Source organism: Desulfoferula mesophila, from assembly GCF_037076455.1.
In the GTDB taxonomy this organism is placed as follows: domain Bacteria; phylum Desulfobacterota; class Desulfarculia; order Desulfarculales; family Desulfarculaceae; genus Desulfoferula; species Desulfoferula mesophila.
In genome coordinates, this window is record NZ_AP028679.1 from 4,061,539 (window position 1) to 4,078,884 (window position 17,346).

General features: G+C 66.7%; 19 protein-coding genes. 12 read left to right on the forward strand and 7 right to left on the reverse strand.

Annotated features, from left to right (window positions below; genetic code table 11):
- Window position 1: 1 nt before the first annotated feature.
- Genes AACH32_RS18735 through AACH32_RS18765 form a run of 7 tightly spaced genes read left to right on the forward strand, consistent with a single transcriptional unit; the run spans window position 2 to window position 6,341 of the window.
- Window positions 2-988, forward strand: a complete 987-nt coding sequence (locus tag AACH32_RS18735; RefSeq protein WP_338602969.1) for an NAD-dependent epimerase/dehydratase family protein — start codon at window positions 2-4, stop codon at window positions 986-988.
- 34 nt (window positions 989-1,022) lie between these two features.
- The gene (locus AACH32_RS18740) at window positions 1,023-2,795 is read left to right on the forward strand and encodes a hypothetical protein (RefSeq protein WP_338602971.1); all 1,773 of its coding nucleotides are present in this window, start codon (window positions 1,023-1,025) and stop codon (window positions 2,793-2,795) included.
- Entirely contained in the window at window positions 2,779-3,525 is a 747-nt protein-coding gene (locus AACH32_RS18745; RefSeq protein ID WP_338602974.1) for a polyphenol oxidase family protein, read from the forward strand. The genes AACH32_RS18740 and AACH32_RS18745 overlap by 17 nt, the downstream gene beginning before the upstream one ends.
- A gap of 1 nt (window position 3,526) precedes the next feature.
- The gene (locus AACH32_RS18750) at window positions 3,527-4,321 is read left to right on the forward strand and encodes a dihydroorotate dehydrogenase electron transfer subunit (protein WP_338602976.1); all 795 of its coding nucleotides are present in this window, start codon (window positions 3,527-3,529) and stop codon (window positions 4,319-4,321) included.
- Complete coding sequence (locus AACH32_RS18755) at window positions 4,318-4,986, forward strand: transglutaminase-like domain-containing protein (protein ID WP_338602978.1); 669 nt, start codon at window positions 4,318-4,320, stop codon at window positions 4,984-4,986. Before AACH32_RS18750 ends, AACH32_RS18755 begins: the two co-directional genes overlap by 4 nt.
- A gap of 14 nt (window positions 4,987-5,000) precedes the next feature.
- Window positions 5,001-5,918 (forward strand): dihydroorotate dehydrogenase, encoded by a 918-nt coding sequence (locus tag AACH32_RS18760; RefSeq protein WP_350341598.1) that lies wholly within the window; start codon window positions 5,001-5,003, stop codon window positions 5,916-5,918.
- Between the two features lie 15 nt (window positions 5,919-5,933).
- Complete coding sequence (locus AACH32_RS18765; protein WP_338602984.1) at window positions 5,934-6,341, forward strand: AtzH-like domain-containing protein; 408 nt, start codon at window positions 5,934-5,936, stop codon at window positions 6,339-6,341.
- A gap of 240 nt (window positions 6,342-6,581) precedes the next feature.
- Here the strand turns inward: AACH32_RS18765 and AACH32_RS18770 are convergent, their stop codons facing one another.
- The 6 genes from AACH32_RS18770 to selB form a co-directional block, all read right to left on the reverse strand.
- A complete protein-coding gene (locus AACH32_RS18770) occupies window positions 6,582-6,776 on the reverse strand; it encodes a hypothetical protein (RefSeq protein WP_338602987.1) in 195 nt (64 codons plus the stop codon).
- Window positions 6,777-6,849: 73 nt separating this feature from the next.
- Window positions 6,850-7,005: a hypothetical protein gene (locus AACH32_RS18775; protein ID WP_338602989.1), complete on the reverse strand. Its 156-nt coding sequence runs from the start codon at window positions 7,003-7,005 to the stop codon at window positions 6,850-6,852.
- 141 nt (window positions 7,006-7,146) lie between these two features.
- Complete coding sequence (locus AACH32_RS18780) at window positions 7,147-8,496, reverse strand: FAD-dependent oxidoreductase (RefSeq protein WP_338602991.1); 1,350 nt, start codon at window positions 8,494-8,496, stop codon at window positions 7,147-7,149.
- A gap of 338 nt (window positions 8,497-8,834) precedes the next feature.
- Window positions 8,835-9,377: a hypothetical protein gene (locus tag AACH32_RS18785; protein WP_338602993.1), complete on the reverse strand. Its 543-nt coding sequence runs from the start codon at window positions 9,375-9,377 to the stop codon at window positions 8,835-8,837.
- A complete protein-coding gene (locus tag AACH32_RS18790) occupies window positions 9,374-10,306 on the reverse strand; it encodes a DMT family transporter (protein WP_338602995.1) in 933 nt (310 codons plus the stop codon). Before AACH32_RS18790 ends, AACH32_RS18785 begins: the two co-directional genes overlap by 4 nt.
- A gap of 61 nt (window positions 10,307-10,367) precedes the next feature.
- On the reverse strand, window positions 10,368-12,272 hold the full coding sequence (gene selB, locus AACH32_RS18795) for a selenocysteine-specific translation elongation factor (protein ID WP_338602997.1): 1,905 nt from the start codon (window positions 12,270-12,272) through the stop codon (window positions 10,368-10,370).
- A gap of 190 nt (window positions 12,273-12,462) precedes the next feature.
- Between selB and ruvX the strand changes: the two genes are divergently transcribed.
- The 5 genes from ruvX (at window position 12,463) to AACH32_RS18820 (ending at window position 16,589) form a co-directional block, all read left to right on the forward strand.
- The gene (gene ruvX, locus AACH32_RS18800; RefSeq protein WP_338602999.1) at window positions 12,463-12,891 is read left to right on the forward strand and encodes a Holliday junction resolvase RuvX; all 429 of its coding nucleotides are present in this window, start codon (window positions 12,463-12,465) and stop codon (window positions 12,889-12,891) included.
- A complete protein-coding gene (mltG, locus tag AACH32_RS18805; protein ID WP_338603002.1) occupies window positions 12,888-13,904 on the forward strand; it encodes an endolytic transglycosylase MltG in 1,017 nt (338 codons plus the stop codon). Before ruvX ends, mltG begins: the two co-directional genes overlap by 4 nt.
- Window positions 13,905-14,146: 242 nt before the next feature.
- Window positions 14,147-14,758, forward strand: coding sequence for a TetR/AcrR family transcriptional regulator (locus AACH32_RS18810; RefSeq protein WP_338603005.1), 612 nt, complete (start codon window positions 14,147-14,149; stop codon window positions 14,756-14,758).
- Window positions 14,759-14,816: 58 nt separating this feature from the next.
- Entirely contained in the window at window positions 14,817-15,587 is a 771-nt protein-coding gene (locus tag AACH32_RS18815; RefSeq protein ID WP_338603007.1) for an electron transfer flavoprotein subunit beta/FixA family protein, read from the forward strand.
- 48 nt (window positions 15,588-15,635) lie between these two features.
- Window positions 15,636-16,589, forward strand: a complete 954-nt coding sequence (locus AACH32_RS18820; RefSeq protein ID WP_338603009.1) for an electron transfer flavoprotein subunit alpha/FixB family protein — start codon at window positions 15,636-15,638, stop codon at window positions 16,587-16,589.
- Window positions 16,590-16,844: 255 nt separating this feature from the next.
- On the opposite strand, the gene AACH32_RS18825 is transcribed toward AACH32_RS18820, so the two are convergent.
- Window positions 16,845-17,336 (reverse strand): DUF3795 domain-containing protein, encoded by a 492-nt coding sequence (locus AACH32_RS18825; protein WP_338603011.1) that lies wholly within the window; start codon window positions 17,334-17,336, stop codon window positions 16,845-16,847.
- Window positions 17,337-17,346: the final 10 nt, after the last annotated feature.

Consider the following 17,346-nt stretch of genomic DNA (forward strand, 5'->3'; position numbering starts at 1 on the left):
AATGAATCAGCTAACACCCCAGCACACGCACGCCCTCATCACCGGCGGAGCCGGCTTCATAGGCCGCCACCTGACCGGGCACCTGTTATCCCTGGGGCAACCGGTTGAGGTTATCGACGATTTATCCACGGGCGGCATCCACAATATAGAGCCCTACAAGGATCATCCCGGGTTCAGCTACACCATCGCCGACATGCGCAAGGAGGCCTTGTTGGCGGAGATGGTGGACCGCGCCAAGGTCATCTACCACCTGGCCGCCGCGGTGGGAGTGCGGCTGATCGTGGAGAACCCGGTGAGGACCATCGAGACCAACATTGGCTGCACCGAGACGCTGCTGCGCCTGGCCAACAAAAAAGGCAAAAAGGTGATATTGGCCTCCACCAGCGAGGTCTACGGCAAAAACTCGCATGTGCCCTTTGTGGAGGACCACGACCTGGTGCTGGGATCCACCAGCAAGGGCCGCTGGTCCTACGCCTGTTCCAAGGCCATCGACGAGTTCCTGGCCCTGGCCTATTGCCGGGACCGGGGCCTGCCGGTGGTGGTGGCCCGTCTGTTCAACACCGTGGGCCCGGGCCAGACCGGCCGCTACGGCATGGTGCTGCCCAGCTTCGTGCGCCAGGCCCTGAGCGGCCAGCCCATCACGGTCTACGGCGACGGAACCCAGAGCCGTTGTTTCTCGGCGGTGGACGAGGTGGTGCGCTGCCTGTCCGCCCTGGCCGAGACCCCGGAGGCGGTGGGCAAGGTGGTCAACGTGGGCTCCACCAAGGAAGTGAAAATCCTGGAGCTGGCCGAGCTGGTGAAAAAAATGACCGGGAGCAGCTCGCCCATCAAGATGGTCCCCTACGAACAGGCCTACAAGGACGGTTTCGAGGACATGCACCGGAGGGTGCCTTCCGTGGACAGGCTGCGGGATCTGGTGGGCTTCGTCCCCCAGATGGGCATCGAACAGGTGGTGGAGTCGGTAATACGCTACTACCGGGAGCGCTGAGCTTGCCCGCCGCGTCTCCAAGCGAGCCGTCGGCATGAGACTGATCTATTGCTTTGTCCTGGCCCTGGCCGCCGCCGCCCTGCTCACCCCGGCGGTGATGGCCCTGGCCCGCCGCATGGGCTGGGTGGTGGCCCCGCGCCAGGATCGCTGGCATCGCCGCCCCACGGCCATCTACGGCGGAGTGGCCATCTATCTGGCCTTCATGCTCAGCTGGCTCTTCCTGGGCGGCCGGAGCAGCCAGGATTTGGTGTTGGTGGTCTGCGCCGGCGCCATGTTCCTGGTGGGTCTGGCCGATGACATCTTCGAGCTAAAACCCCAGGTGAAGTTCCTGGCCCAGCTTTTGGTGGCCACCGTGGCCGTGGCCCTGGGCCTGCGTTTTGATTTCATCGCCTGGACCTGGCTCAACGTACCCTTCACCCTCCTGTGGCTGGTGGGGGTCACCAACGCGGTCAACATCCTGGACAACATGGACGGCCTCAGCTCCGGGGTCACCCTGTCCGCCGGGACCATTCTGGCCCTGGTGGCGGCGGTGAAGGGCGCGCCCCAACTGGGGGTGCCCGCCGCCGCCCTGGCCGGAGCCGCGGCGGGCTTTTTCATCTACAACTTCAACCCGGCCAAAATTTTCATGGGCGACTGCGGCAGCCTGTTCCTGGGCTTCAGCCTGGCCGGTTGCACCGTGCTGGGGGCCGGCGGCGCCAGCAACCTGATGCTGGCCCTGTTGATTCCGGTGGGGGTGTTGGTGGTGCCCCTGTTCGACACCGCCCTGGTCAGCTTCCAACGCACCAGCCACGGCCGCTCCATCGCCCAGGGCGGCCGCGACCACTCCAGCCACCGCCTGGTGTTTTTGGGGCTCAGCGAACGCCGGGCCGTGCTGGTGCTCATCGCGGTGAGCCTGGCCGGGGGGCTGCTGGCCATTTTCCTGCATTTCCTCACCCCCCTGGTGGCCATGGTGGTCATCGCGGTGGTGATCGTGGTCTTCGTGTTCTTCGGGGTGTTTTTGGGCGGGGTGAAGGTATACAACTCCCCGGAGCGCGCCAGACGCCGCTGGCAAAGCCCCCTGCTGGACCAGCTGGTGCTGCACAAAAAGCAGCTGGTGCAGATACTCACCGACCTGCTTTTGCTTTCCGCCGCCTACACCGCGGCCTGGCTCTTGCGGTTCGAGGGCAGCCTGGGGCCGGAGCAGATGAACCTGCTCACCGTCTCTTTGCCCTGGGTCCTGGCGGCCAAGATCCTGTTCCTGTGGCTTTTCGGGGTCTACCGGGGCGAGTGGCGCTACGTTTCGGTCCACGCCATGATCCAGTTGTCCAAGGCCTCGCTGGCCGGCTCGCTGGTGGTGGTGGGGGGCACCCTGCTCCTGCGCGATCAGGGCTACAGCCTGTCGGCGGCGATCATCGACTTTTTCGTGAGCTTCTTTTTCCTGGCGGGCAGCCGCTCTTTGGTGAGGGTGTTCACCGAGAGCATAATGCACAAAGAGGGCGAACCGGTGCTGATCATGGGGGCGGGCGACGGCGGAGAGCTGCTTTTGCGCGAGCTGCGCAACAACCCGGCCCTGCCCTACGTTCCGGTGGCCTTCGTGGACGACGACCCGGCCAAGCGCGGCCTGGTCATTCACGGCATCCCGGTGCTGGGCACCCGGCACGACATCGCCGAACTGGCCGACAAGTACGAGGCCACCCGGGTGATCATATCCATACTTTCCCCGGTCGATGGCGGCCTGGAAGAGGTGTTCGCCATCTGCCGCCGGGCGGGGTTGGAATGCGTGCGGGTGCAGCCCATCGTGGAGCAAGAGCTTGAGCACACCGCTTGAGAGCCCCGGCGCCGGGCCCCTGCGCCCCCTGCGATTGGGGGAGGTGGATTTTTGGGCCTTCCCCGCGCTGGAGGCCCTGCCCGGCCTGCTGCACGCCGTGAGCACCCGCCAGGTGGACCTGGCCGCGTCTGGGGACCAGGCGGGGCCCAACCTGGAGCGCCTGCGCCGGACCCTGGGCCTGAAGCGCCTGGCCTGGGTGCGCCAGGTGCACGGCACCGACATCGTGGCCGTGAACGGCGAGGAGGCCTGGCCCGCGGGGGTGGCCGACGGCCTGACTACCGACCAGCCGGGGGTGGGGCTACTCATCAAGCAGGCCGACTGCCAGGCGGTGATCCTGGCCGCGCCGGAGCGGGGGGTGGTGGCCAACCTGCACGCCGGATGGCGGGGCAACGCGGCGGGCATGCCCGCCAAGGGCGTGGAGTTTCTGCGCGAGCGCTACGGGGTGGAGCCCCATGAAATCCACGCGGCGGTGAGCCCCAGCCTGGGGGCCTGCTGCGGCGAGTTCGTCAACTGGCGCGAGAAACTCCCCGCCTGGTTCGCGCCCTTCAGGGTGGGGGAGAACCACTTCGACCTGGAGGCGGCCACCCGCCACCAACTGGAGGCTGCCGGGGTGCGGCCCCAGCGCATATTCACCAGCGGCCGGTGCACCGTGTGCAGCCCGGAGTTTTTCTCCTATCGCCGCGACAAGACCGCCGGCCGCTTCGGCACGGTGGTGGCCCTGCGGGAGTGAGATGAGCCACAACCAATACGCCAAGGTGACGGACAACCAGCCGGTGGGGCCGGAGATCTACCGGCTCACCCTGGAGGCTCCGGCCATCGCCGCGGCCGCCCGGCCCGGCCAGTTCGTGATGCTCCGGGTGGGCCCCGGCCCCGAGCCCCTGTTGGCCCGGCCCTTTTCCATCCATGGGGTGGAGGGCGGCCAAGTGTTGATCCTCTACCAGGTCAAGGGCAAGGGCACCAAGCTTCTGGCTCAGGCCCGCCGGGGCGAGGAGCGGCTGGTCTGGGGCCCCCTGGGGCGGGGCTTCGAGTTGAGCCTGGAGCGGCCGGTGTTGGTGGCCGGGGGCATGGGATTGGCCCCCCTGGCCTTCGCGGCCGAGCGCCTGGAGGAGCGGGGCGCGGCCTTCGAGGCCTTTTACGGCCTGGCCTCCAGGGAGGCCCTGGTGGCCTGGGACGCGGTGAGCGGCGAGGGGGCCTTCTACCTTGATGGCTGGGGCTGGAGCGGGGCCAGCGAAGACGGCAGCGTGGGCCACCACGGCCTGGTCACCGAGCCCCTGCGCGCGCGCCTGCAAGCCGGTCCCCGGCCCGGCGCGGTGCTGGCCTGTGGCCCCTTGCCCATGCTCAAGGCGGTGGCCAAGCTGTGCGCCGAGTTCGAGGTAGCCTGCCAGGCGTCGCTGGAGGCGCCCATGGCCTGCGGGGTGGGGGCCTGCCTGGGCTGCGCCATCCCCGCCGCCAGCGGCGGTTATCTCCGGGCCTGTCAGGAAGGCCCTGTAATGGAGGCCTCTTTGGTGGACTGGGGGAGAGTATGAGCGACGAGCGGCCCTTGGAGGATTTCCTGGTTCCCGCCCCCGGCGTGCAGTGCGAGGCGAGCGAGGTGTTCGAGCTGGCCAAGCGGGTGGCCCGGGGCAGCGTGGGCGACGTGGAGGCGGCCCGGCGTCTGTTCGAGTTCGTGCGCGACACGGTGCGCTACAGCGTGCGGGTGCCCTTCGATTCCCTGGAGCACTACCTGGCCCTGAACACCCTGGCCCGGGGCCGGGGCTATTGCGTGCAAAAGGCGGCGCTCTTGTGCGCCCTGGCCCGGGCGGTGGGCATCCCCGCCCGCCTGGGCTTCGCGGACATCGAGAACAACCTCTTGCCCGAGGGGCTCTACGAGATCACCGGGGGCAAGGTGTTGCAGTACCACTGCTTCGTGGAATGGTACGTGGGCGGGGCCTGGCACAAGGCCACCCCCAGCTTCGACCGGGCGCTGAGCGCCGAGCGGGGCTGGCGGCTGGTGGAGTTCGTGCCCGGTGAGGACCTGCTCCTGCCCGCCACCGACCTGAGCGGGCGGCCCCACATCCGCTATCTCCAGCAGCGGGGCTGGCGGCTGGGGGTGCCCCTGGAGGAGATGATGGCCACCTGGATCGCCGACGTGGGGGCCGATCACCTCGATGCCTGGCGGGCCTGGGCCCTGGCGGCGGAGCAGAGCGCGTGAGCGCCGGCGTGGACATGGCCGTCAGCGTGGGCGGAGTGGCCCTGGCCAACCCGGTTTTGGCCGCCAGCGGCACCTTCGGCTATGGCCGGGAATACAGCCCCTACCTGGAGCCCACGGCCATCGGCGGCCTGGTCACCAAGGGGGTAAGCCTAAGGCCCCGCGAGGGCAACCCGCCGCCGCGCATCGTGGAGACCGCCTGCGGCATGCTCAACGCCATCGGCCTGGCCAACGTGGGCCTGGAGGAATTTTTGGCCCACAAGCTGCCCTGGCTGGCCGGGCAGCCGGGGGCGGTGGTGGTCAACCTCTACGGCGAGAGCGTGGAGGAGTTCGCCGAGCTGGCCGCCCGCCTGGGGGCCGAGCCGGGGGTGGACGCCCTGGAGCTCAACGTGAGCTGCCCCAACGTGAAGGAAGGCGGCATGGCCTTCGGCTGCCACCCCGGCGCGGTGGGCGAGGTAACCCAGGCGGCGGTGCGGGCCGCGGCGGGCAAGCCGGTATGGGTCAAGCTGACCCCCAACGTCACCGACCCGATGCCCATGGCCCTGGCCGCCGCCCAGGCCGGAGCCCAGGCGGTGAGCCTGATCAACACCCTGCTGGCCATGGCCATCGACCCCCAGACCCGTCGGCCCCGCCTGGCCAACGTGGTGGGCGGCCTCAGCGGCCCGGCCATCAAGCCGGTGGGCCTGCGCATGGTGTGGCAGGTGGCGGGCGCCCTCAAGATTCAGCACCCGCAGGTGGACGTGGTGGGCCTGGGGGGCATCATGAGCGGCACGGACGCGGCGGAATACCTCATCGCCGGGGCCAAGGCGGTGCAGGTGGGCACGGCATCCTTCACCGACCCCGCCGCCGCCGGGCGCATCGCCGCCGAGCTGGCCGCCTATTGCACCGAGCAGAAGATGAGCGCCGCCGAGCTATGCGGCAGCCTGCGGCTATAAGCAAGGGAGAGGATCATGGACCTTAGCCCGCACGCCATCGCCGAGGTTCGCATCACCCTGGACAGCTTTTTGGAGGCCTACGGCCGGGGCGACCTGGACGAGATCATGGGCTTTTTCCTGGACGACCCCCGCATCATCGGCCTGGGCACCGGGCTGGGCGAGCGCAACCTGGGCTGGGACGAAAACCGGGCCCAGGTGGAGCGCGACCTGGCCCAGAGCATCAGCCGCCAAGTGACCATGGACTGGTTCAAGGGCGCGGGCAAGGGCGAGGTGGCCTGGGCGGCCATGGAGAGCACGGCCAAGATGCAGACCCAGGCGGGGGAGTTCGACGTCACCCTGCGGGGCAGCTTCGTGTTCCTGCGCACCGACCATGGCTGGAGGATCGTCTCCTACCACCTCAGCGTGCCCATGGCCGTGGAGTAAAACCGCGAGGGCAATCCGCTACGCAAGTGGGGCATCGGGCTTATTTATTAGTCGGCGCAGCGGACACAATACTTCCAGCCATCTCGACATAAGCGGTTAACGGCGATACTCAGGCGGCAAGCAGCCGCCTGGTAGGTCCCTGGCCACCGCGCTTGAGTAAATACGGACCGCCCCGTAGGGCCGGTCCGTTTGATTTTCGGCCCTTGCAAGAGCACGTCGAGCGAGAGGAACCAGTTCGTTTTAGGCCTGCACCGCCACCAGGGAGATGCCGAGGCTCTTCTCCAGGCTCTGGACCTTGCCCAGCTTGGCTTCATTCAGCTTGGCCGGTTGGATGGCGTGGCAGGAGAAAGCCAGCAAGGTCTGGCCCAGGTCGCTCTCCAGCTGTTTGATCTTGGCGATGTCCTGTTCCTTCAGGTTGGACAGGCTGCAAATCATCTTGGCCTCCGTTTCCTAAAAGGTTGCTTGTCCCTGATCACTTGCCGGGCTCCGGTACGGGCTCGGGCGCGACCTACTGCTGGGGCACCGGGACGCAGTCGCCGCGCTTTTGCAGCTTGCATAGTTTGTAGGCCGCATCCTCGGCCCAGGATTCCATGGCCTGCTGCACGTCGCCCCAGAAAGAGGGCTGGGCCTTGATGAAGTTCTTGCCGCCCGCCCGGTCGGCCACCAAAGTATCTGTATTTATTAATGATGCCATCTCGACGGGCTAAAAATCAAAAAATATATCGAAATGTGGTACTTGGCAAAGCGGACGCAAAAAGGCCGCGACCCGCCTGGCGGATCGCGGCCGTGTGCTTGGGGGGAGATTCTACTTGGCGCGCAGCTTGGCCAGGGCCTGGTGGGCCGCGTTGATCAAGGGGTGCACCGTTGGTGAGGACGACAGCTTGGGGTGGGTGGCGATCTGCATCATGTCCATGTCGCGCACCGTGGCCCCCTTTTGGATGCCCATGGCGATGACGTTGACCAGCTCGCCAGCCGACTCGCCGCCAAACACCTGGCCACCCAACAGGGCCCCGGCCCGGTCGGCGAAAAGCAGCTTCACGCTCATGGGCGAGGCGCCGGGCAGGTTGCCGGGGTGGCGGTCCGGGGCGGCGGCGGTGCCGCTCACGTAGCGGATGCCCTCGCGTTGGCAGACCCGCTCGGTCAGCCCGGCGCTGGCGTAGCAGGTGTCGCCGAACTTGGTGGAAAAGGCGGCGATGCTGCCCTGGATCTGGTTGAGCACCCGGATGCCGTAGATGTTGGTGCCCGCGTTGCGCGCCTCGGCCGTGGCGGTGGAGGCCAGCCACACCGGCACGGCCTTGCGGGTGAAGAAGTCGCGCTTGAGGGCGCAGTCGCCCACCGCGAAGATGTCCGGGGACGAGGTGCGCATGTAGCTGTCCACCCAGATGGAGCCGTCGCTGGCCAACAGCAGGCCCGCGTCGCCGGCCAGCTTGCTGTTGGGCCGCCCGCCTATGCCGATGATCACCAGGTCGGCGGGCAGTTCCTCGCCGTTGGACAGGGCCACGGAGCTGACCTTGCCCTCGCCCTGGAAGGCCTTGACCATCTGGCCCAGGTGCATCTTTATGCCCTGATCTTCCAGCTTCTTTTGAATCTCGTCGCAGTATTCATCGTCAAAGGCCGCCTGCAACACCTTGGGCATCAACTCCACCAGGTGGATGTTCACCCCGCTTTGGCCGGACAGCTCGTCGGCGAACTCCGCGCCGATGAAGCCGCCGCCCACGATGACCACGTTCTTGGCCGCCCGGGCGTCTTCCACCATCCCGCTCAGGGGGGCCAGGCTCTTGGTGATGGTGAACACCCCCTCCAGGTCCGCGCCGGGTATGGGCGGCTTGGCCGGGTTGCTGCCCGTGGCCAGCACCAGGCGGTCGTAGGTGACCGAATCGCCGTTGTCCAGGCTCAGGGTCTTGGCCTCCGGGTCCAACGACACCGCCCCGGCCACCACCGACTCGATGCCCGCGGCTTCCAGGCCGCCCATGGGCATGGCGTTGCCCTTGGGTTCGGCGATGGTGTTAATCATGTAGGGAATGGCGCAGGGGATCACCCCGTCGCCGATCTGGCGGATAACGCAAACCGACTTTTCGGGATAAACGCTCTTGGCGGTCATGGCGGAAATAATCCCGCCGGGGCCTCCTCCCACCACTACGATATCTTTTTCCATGATCGTCCTATCCAATCGTCTAGGCGTGATTGACAAGGTGCGCGCGCATCCCGCCGGTGACCCCTCTCCCGGCGCACGCCGGCCCAAGCGCCGCGAGGGCGCGGCGTGAGCGGCGTCCGGCAAAGGGCGCAGAGCACGGCGTTGGCTGGGAGGGGAAGGGGCTGGAGGCCGGATGTGGCGATGCGGTTTTCACGTTCAGGCTGCTTTTCACTGCTGTGGTTGAACTATCTCCTAATATTTGTAGTCCTTTTGTGGCTTTTTGCAAGGACAACCGGAGCCGCGCGGGAAAAACCCAGGGCGCCTCAAGATAACATGCTAATTTGGTTGGTTAAATTATCTTAGAGCAACGGAAGGACGGGCAGGCACAGGGCCCGGACCAGGGCAACGGACCAAGTTTCTCCAGCGGGATAATGGCCTTCCAGGCCAGGGCCGGGCTCGGGGCGGGGGGCATCGCCTTGTGGCCACAGGGTCAGCAAGAGGCGGTTGACCTTGCGGCCCGCCGCGTCCACCTGCCAGCGCCCCACCTCGGGGAACAGCAGCACCTCCACCCGGCGCTGCCAGCGCCGCTCCTCCAGCCACAGGCGCACGCCCGGATTGCGGCCGTCCGGCAGATGATAGGCGTACTCGGCCAGGGAGAAGCTCTGGAACCCGGCGATCTTGGCCAGGTTGGCCGCCAGGTAGTCGTAGTGGTTGCGGTCGTCCAGGGCGCCGGGGCCCAGCTCGGCGCTCAGGGCCGCCGCCGCGGCCCGCGCCTGGGCCAGGATGGCGGCCAGGGCGGCGGCCAGGGGCTCGGCGGGGGGCTCGGGGCTCAGGGCCGGGGCGGGCTTTGGGGCCAGGCGGGCCAGCACCCGCCCGGTGAGTTCGTCTGGGGTCGGCATCATGTCTCAAACCCTTCCGTGTAAGCCCGCCGGCCCCATACGGCCAAGGCCCCTCCGGCGGTGATGAGGGCGAAGGCCAGCACGTCGTTCCAGGCGGGAAACTGACTCCATACCAGCCAGTCTATGAGCGCGGCGAACAGCACCCCGGAGTAGCGGAAGGGGCCCAACTCGCCCATGCTGGCGTAGTGATAGGCCCCGCTGGTCAGGGCGGGCACCAGGATGGTGAGCAGCCCCAGGGAAAGCAGGGCCGCCAGCAGGCCGGTGTCCTCGAAAAAGGGGCTGGCCCAGTCGCGCGGGGGAAACAGGCTGTGCTGCCAGGCCGGGTAATGTACCCCCACCACGCTCATGGCCCCGAGGCTTATCACCACCCCGCACAGCACCACGTAAAAGGAAATGCGCTCCTTGGGCTCGGTTGGCCCCAGCATGTTGCTGGTGACCAAAACCACGCTCATCAGCACTCCCGAGGCCAGGGCCAGCCAGGAGACCCCCCCGATGCGCTCGGAGGCGGGCACCATGACTAGGACCACGCCGGCCAGGCCCAGGGCGGTCCCCAGCCAGGCCGGCCAGGGTTGGCGGATCTTACGGAAAAAGTGATTCCACGCCGTGGCCAGGATCGGCGCGAGGTTGAACAGAAGCAGGGCCTTGGGCAGGGGGGTGCTGCTCAGGCTGGAGTACAGGCAATACATGGCCGCCACGTAGACGGTGCCGTTGATCACCTGCAAACGTGGCTTGGCGGTGGCCAGGGACAGCTCGGGAAAATACAAGCGCCGCGCCGCCAGGAACATGGCCATGCCCGCGGTCATGCGTACGCTCAAGAGGAATTCGATGGAAAAGGCGGCCGAGGCCCATTTGACGATGGCGGCCATGACCGCCACGCCCAGGGCCGCCAGCCCCACCATGGAAGCGCCCCGGGGAAGGCTCTTAGGTACCATGGCTCAGCGCCGCTCGTGTCGGAGGCGATATGCGCGTCGCCAAGGTCATGGGCCTCGCGCCCTATCCCCCCCGGAGCACGCGGTGGTCGCCCACCCGCATGGTCAGCATGGTGGAGTCAAAGTACTCCAGCAGGGGGATGATGTACTTGCGGCTCAGGCCGGTCATCTCCTTGAACTGGGAGGCCTCGATCTTCTGGTTGGCCTTCAGGAACTCCACCAAGCGCTCCTTGATCTCGGCCAGGGCCGGGCCGTGGTAGTAGAAGTCCTGCTTCACCTTGACCAGCACCCCCTCGTTCACCAGCACCCCGGCCACCTGCTTGGCCTGGGCCGGGTTGGCCCCCTGGATCACGTCGGCCCAGTTGGGCGGGGCCAGGCCGCCCTCGGCATAAGCCTTTTCGATCTTCTCGCGCAGGGCTTGGTCCGCCCCGGCCAGCTGCACCTGGTGGCCGGGCAGGCGCAACAGGTCTTTTTCGGCCACCACCGCCTCGCCGCCCTCCAGCTTGCGCATGAGGTGGGCGAAAAGCTTGGGGTCCTCGCTGCTCAGAAGGCGGCGGCGCAGCTCCTCCCGGGGCATCCCCGCCTTGAGCGGGTTGGCCGAGTGATAGGCGGCCACCAGCTCCAGGGCCTTCTCCATGAGCTCCTGCTGCACCGAGGCGGCGATCATGCGGCCGCCCTCCTTGTCGAAGCGCACCAGCTCCTGCTTGGAGAGCATGTCGCCCACCAGGGCCTCCAGGGCCTTGGGGCCCAGCGGCACCAGGCGGGGCAGCTCGGCCAGGGTTATGCCCCCCGGCCCGGCCAGGCGGGCGTGCACCGCCACCTTGTCGCGGGGCTCGCCGCCGCGCAGGGTCTCGAGGTCGGCCATGATCTCGGGGCGGCCCCGTTTGTGGCGGCCGGGATGGGGATGCAGCACCACCCCGCCGGCCACGGTGTGCACCGGCGAGTAGGAGCGCAGCACGTAGCGGTCCCCGGCCATCACCGCCACCGGGGACTCCAGGCGCACCTGGCCCAGGGCTCTCTCGCCGGGGGCCAGCTCGTCGCGGTCCAGCCACAGCACCCGGCCCAAAACCTCGGCCGATCCGGTGTGCAGGCGGATGGGGGCGCGGTGCTTGAGCGACCGGGCCATGTCGGGCAGGGCGTTGACCTCCAGGTCCAGCCACAGGGAAGGCTCCAGGGAACCGGGGGTGGCCAGCACGTCGCCGCGCTCCACCCCGGCCTTTTCGATGCCTTGCAGGTTGATGGCCGTGCGCTGCCCCCGCCGGGCCTCGCGCACCTCGTCGTTGTGCACCTGCAGCCCGCGCACCTTGGTGGTCACTCGCCGGGGATAGATGCTCACCTCCTGGCCCACCGTGATCTGGCCGGAGGTGGCCGTTCCGGTGATTACCGTGCCGAAGCCCTTCATGGTGAACACCCGGTCCACCGGCAGGCGGAAGGTGCCTTCGGCGGGCTGCTCCTCCAAAGACTCCACCAGCTCGGCCAGGGCGGCCTTGAGTTCCTCGATGCCCTGGCCGCTCACCCCGCTCACCGGAATGATGGGCGCGCCCTCCAGGAAGGTGCCTTCCACGTACTCGGCCACGTCCTCGGTGACCAGCTCCAGCCACTCCTCGTCCACCATGTCGATCTTGGTGAGCACCACCAGGCCGTGCCCCACTCCCAACAGCTTGCAGATGTCCAGGTGCTCCCGGGTCTGAGGCATCACCCCCTCGTCGGCGGCGATGACCAGGGCTACCAGGTCGATGCCCGCCGCGCCGGCCACCATGTTCTTGACGAACTTCTCGTGGCCCGGCACGTCCACGATGCCCAGGCGCTGGCCGCCGGGTAAATCCAGATAAGCGAAGCCCAGCTCGATGGTGATGCCCCGGGCCTTTTCCTCCTTGAGACGGTCGGTCTCTATTCCGGTGAGGGCCTTGATCAGGGTGGTCTTGCCGTGATCGATGTGACCGGCGGTGCCCAGGACGATCTGCTTCATGGCGGGCCTTTCAATGCTGAGGGGTGGAACGCTCACTCAACTATATGGGCGGACAACGGAAAGCGTCAAGCGGAGGGGTAGGAGGCGGGGCGTACCACACGGAAAGAGTATTTGACGGTTTTAGTGTGGTATCGCCCCTCGCCTCCCTCCCGCCTTGTTAACTCGCGCCGCGCCGGGCATAATTGGGCGCATGTCTCATGAAACCCCCGGAGTGGTGCTGGCCCTGGACGTGGGGCTCAAGCGCATCGGCCTGGCGGTGAGCGACCCCGAGCGGCGCACCGCCCGGCCGCTTTTGGTCTATGAGCGGGTCAACCGCGACAAGGACGTGGCCACCCTGGGCGATATCGCCGCGGCCGAGGGGGCCAACCTCTTGGTGGTGGGCCTGCCCACCAAGCTGGACGGCAGCCTGAGCCCGGTGGGCCAGGGCATCGTCAGCCTGGCCAAGCGCCTTCAGCGCCGCCTGGGCCTGCCGGTGGAGTTCACGGACGAGGCCCTGTCCACGGTGCGCTCGGAGGAAGCCATGATCGAGGCTGGGCTAAGCCGGGCCAAGCGCCGCCAGGTGGTGGACCGGGCGGCGGCGGCGGAGATCCTGCGCCGCTGGCTGGAGGCCCGCGCGTGAAACCGGGGCACAAGAGCCTAATCGGCCTGGGCCTGGCCGTGGTGGTGGCCCTGGTGGCGGCGGCGGGGATCTATTGGGGGGGCAAGGCCTGGCTGTTGCACCGCCGGGCCAGCCAGTGCGGGCCGACCCAGCTGGTGGAGATCGCTCGGGGCTCCAGCCTGGCCCAGGCGGCCCAGGCCCTGGCCCAGGCGGGCATCATCACCAACCCCCGCCTGTTCCAGCTGGCCGCGCGCCTCACCGACGAGCAGGGGCCCATCAAGGCCGGGGAGTACGAGCTGTCTCCGGCCATGGAGGCGCGGCGCATCCTGCATTTCCTGCGCACCGGGCGCATCAAGCTGCACCAGGTGCTCATTCCCGAGGGCTACACCCTGACCCAGATCGCCAATCGCTTGGACGAGGGAGGCGTGGCCGAGGCCGAGACGGTGCTGGGCCTGGCCCAAAACCAGGCCTTTATCAAGGAGCTGGGGCTGGAGGTGCCCTCCCTGGAAGGCTATCTGTTCCCGGACACCTACAATTTCCCCCGCCACCTGGGGGCCCGGGCGGCCCTGAGCGCCATGGCGGCGCGCTACCAGCAGGCCTGGAAACCGCTGGCCCCCCAGGCCCGGGCCCAGGGCTGGAGCCGGGGGCAGGTCACCACCTTGGCCTCCATAATCCAAAAGGAGGCGGGCGACGACCGGGAGATGCCCCTGATCAGCGCGGTGTACCGCAACCGGCTCAAAAAAGGAATGCGCCTGCAGGCCGACCCCACGGTGATCTACGGGCTGGGCAAACAGTTCGACGGCAACCTGACCCGGGCCCACCTGACGGGCGACACCCCCTACAACACCTATACCCGCACCGGCCTGCCGCCGGGGCCCATCTGCTCGCCGGGCCGCGCGGCCCTGGAGGCCGCCCTGAACCCGGCCCCGGCGCCCTACCTTTATTTCGTGGCCAAGGGCGACGGCAAGCACCAGTTCAGCACCACCTACGCCCAGCACCAAAAGGCGGTGGACGCCTTCCAGCGCCGCCGCTGAGCCGCGCTTTGGCCCCCTCTGGCGCGGTTTTTTGGATTGAACCAAACCTCAATTTATTAATTGAGCCATATTCATTGTTGGGGTATATTTGGTCTAACCTTAAGCCGAAGACACCGGGGGTTCCCTAAAAAATCGTTGACAGGCTTGGGGGGCCGTGCTACCAAAGTCTTTGAATGAATCATCATTCATTGGAATAAACTTCTTCGGCGCGGTTTGGGGGCCGCCGCGCGGGGCGTAGCACTTTGAAACCCGAGTACAAAAAAAACAGCGACAAGCACCGCCGCATCATCGAAGCGGCGGTCAAGGTTTTCGCCAAAAACGGCTTTTTCAATTCCAAGGTCAGCGAGATCGCCCGCGCCGCCAACGTGGCCGACGGCACTATCTACCTCTACTTCCAGAACAAGGACGACATCCTCATCTGCCTGTTCGAGGAAGAGATGGCCAAGGTGCTGGAAAACATGCGCCACGCATTGTCCGGCATAACCGATCCGCCCAAAAAGCTGGAGCATTTCGCTCTGGCCCATTTGAGCCTCATGGAACAGCATCATGAATTGGCCGAGATCATCCAGGTGGAGATCCGTCAATCCTCCAAGTTCATGAAGGAATACACCAACGAGCAATTCCACCAATATTTGAACATAATCAGCGAGATCATCAAGGAGGGCCAGGCCCAGGGGGTGTTCCGCCAGGACATCCTGCCCGGGGTGGCCAAGCGGGCCTTTTTCGGGGCCCTGGACGAAATGAGCCGGTATTGGGTGTTGTCATCGGTCAAAAAATATTCCATAACCATGGCAGCCAAACAGATTAGCGATTTCTTCCTTAAAGGAATGTTGCAACACAACAGCGAAAGCTAGTTTTAGATCCCCAGTTTTTTGTTACTCCAGCGCAAGCTAGGAAAGGAGGGGTGGAACAGTGAACATCGTGGTATGCATCAAGCAGGTGCCGGACACCGAGGCGGTGATCAAGATCGCCGGCGACGGCAAGTCCATAGACACCGGCGATATCAAATGGGTGATGAATCCCTACGATGAGTTCGGCGTGGAAGAAGCGCTGCGCATCGTCAAGGATCAAGGCGGCGAAGTGACCGTGATCGGCGCGGGCCCCGCCCGGGTGGTCGAGGCTCTGCGTACCGCCCTGGCCATGGGCGCCGACAAGGCCATCCACATCAAGGATGACGACCTCTACGGAGCCGACCCCATCGCCGTGGCCAAAATGCTGGCCAAGGCCATCGAGCCCCTGGGCGCCGACATCATCTTCTTCGGCCAGCGGGCCGTGGACGACGACAGCGGCGTGGTGAGCTCGGCGGTGGCCGAGTTGTTGGGCCTGCCCCAGCTTTCGGTGGTGACCAAGGTGGAGTTGGCCGACGGCAAGGTCAAGGGCACCCGCCCCGTGGAAGGCCAGACCCTGGTGCTGGAAGCCCCCCTGCCGGTGGTGATCAGCGCCCAGAAGGGCCTCAACGAGCCCCGTTATGCCTCCCTACCGGGCATCATGAAGGCCAAGAAAAAACCCTTGGAGACCAAGGCCCCGGCGGACTTGGGCGTGGAGCGGGCCGATGCCATCGAGATCGCGGTCCTGAATCCGCCCCCCGACCGCGCTCCCGGCAAGACCGTGGAGGGCGAGACCCCGGCGGAGTTGGCGGCCAATCTGGCCAAGCTGCTCAAAGAAGAGGCCAAGGTCATCTAAGGACCCTGAAAGGGACATCACCTTTCGCACGAAGGGAGTGCATATATCATGGCTGGTGTTTGGATAATCGCCGAGCAGCGTGACGGCGAATTCAGAAAAATAACCTATGAAGTGGCCAGCGCGGCCAAAAAAGTGGCCGACGAGCTGGGCACCGAGGTAACCGCGGTGGTGCTGGGCTCGGGCATGGAAGGCGCTTGCGCCGACCTGGGCAAATTCGGCGTGGCCAAGGTTCTCTATGGTGACGGCGAGGCCTTCGCGGCCTACACCACCGAGGCCTACACCAACGCCTGCGCGGCCCTGATCAAAGACGGCGCCCCGGACGTGGTGCTCATGGGCGCCTCCATGCAGGGCAAGGACCTGGGCGGCCGCCTGGCGGCCCGTTTGGACACGGGCATCGCGGTGGATTGCACCGCCCTGGCCGTGGACGGCGGCAAGCTCAAGGCCACCCGGCCCATGTACGCCGGCAAGGTCTACGCCGACGTGTTCATCAACGGCACGCCCCAGATCGCTTCCCTGCGCCCCAACGTCTTCGACATCTCCGAGACGGGCGCCCAGGCGGCGGTGGAGAGCGTGGCCGCCGACGCGGGCGAGGTCAAGGCCGTGGTGGCCGAGGTCCAGGCCGCCGAGGAAGGCAAGATCGACCTCACCGAGGCCACGGTCATCGTCAGCGGCGGCCGCGGCATGAAGGACGCCGACAACTTCAAGATCCTCGAGGAGCTGGCCGGCAAGCTCAACGCCGCCGTGGGCGCCTCGCGCAGCGCGGTGGACGCGGGCTGGCGCTCGCACACCGACCAGGTGGGCCAGACCGGCAAGGTGGTCACCCCCAACCTGTACATCGCCTGCGGCATCTCCGGGGCCATCCAGCACCTGGCGGGCATGGGCAGCTCCAAGGTCATCGTGGCCATCAACAAGGACCCCGACGCCCCCATCCACACCAAGGCCGACTACTGCGTGGTGGGCGATCTGTTCGACGTGGTGCCCGAGCTGACCAAGGACATCTAGCTCCCGCGCCACCGAGGCAATACAAAAGCCGAGCCCCCGCCCGAACCGGGCGGGGGCTTTTTTGGTTTAGGGGATTGTCGGGCTTCGCTTCGCTCTACCCAACCTACGCCATGGCCAGATTATGTCTTAGCGGCACAGCCAGGGGTTCGTGGGCAAGGCGCCCGGCGAGCGAAAGGCGCAGCTGTAGCCGAGCCTACAGCGAGCCTTGAGCGATGCCGGCAACACCGCCCACGGGCGCCTGGCGCAGCCGCCCGGCTAATCCAGATCGACGGGACTCTTGCACTGATTACACCGCCCCGCCCCGCGGAAAAGCTTGTTGCCGCAGGTGGGGCAAGTGTAGCGAGCCTCCTCGTCCTCGATCCACTTTTGGGTGCCCACCTCGCGCCAATAAGGGATGGCCCGCAGGATCACCTTCTTGCCCACGGCCATGGGGAAGCGCTCGATGTGCCCGCAGGGAAAGTCGTCGCACTGGTGGCAGCCCTCGTAGCCCTTGGACTTGGTGCAGTCCTTGATGGCGCAGGAGCGGCAAAAGACAAAAGGCTCCTCGGACATACAGCCCTTGCACTTGATGTCGGCCGCGGTCAACTGGTCCCCGCCGGGCAGGGTCCCCTTGCCGGGCTTGCCGCCCTGGTAAAGGCCCACCAAGGCCTGTTTGAATTTCTGGTTGTCGTCGCGGTGGGCCATGTAGATGGCGCACACCCCGCAATAGAGCCCGCAGGGGGCCACAAAATGCGGATTGATCTGCATTCTTGCCGCC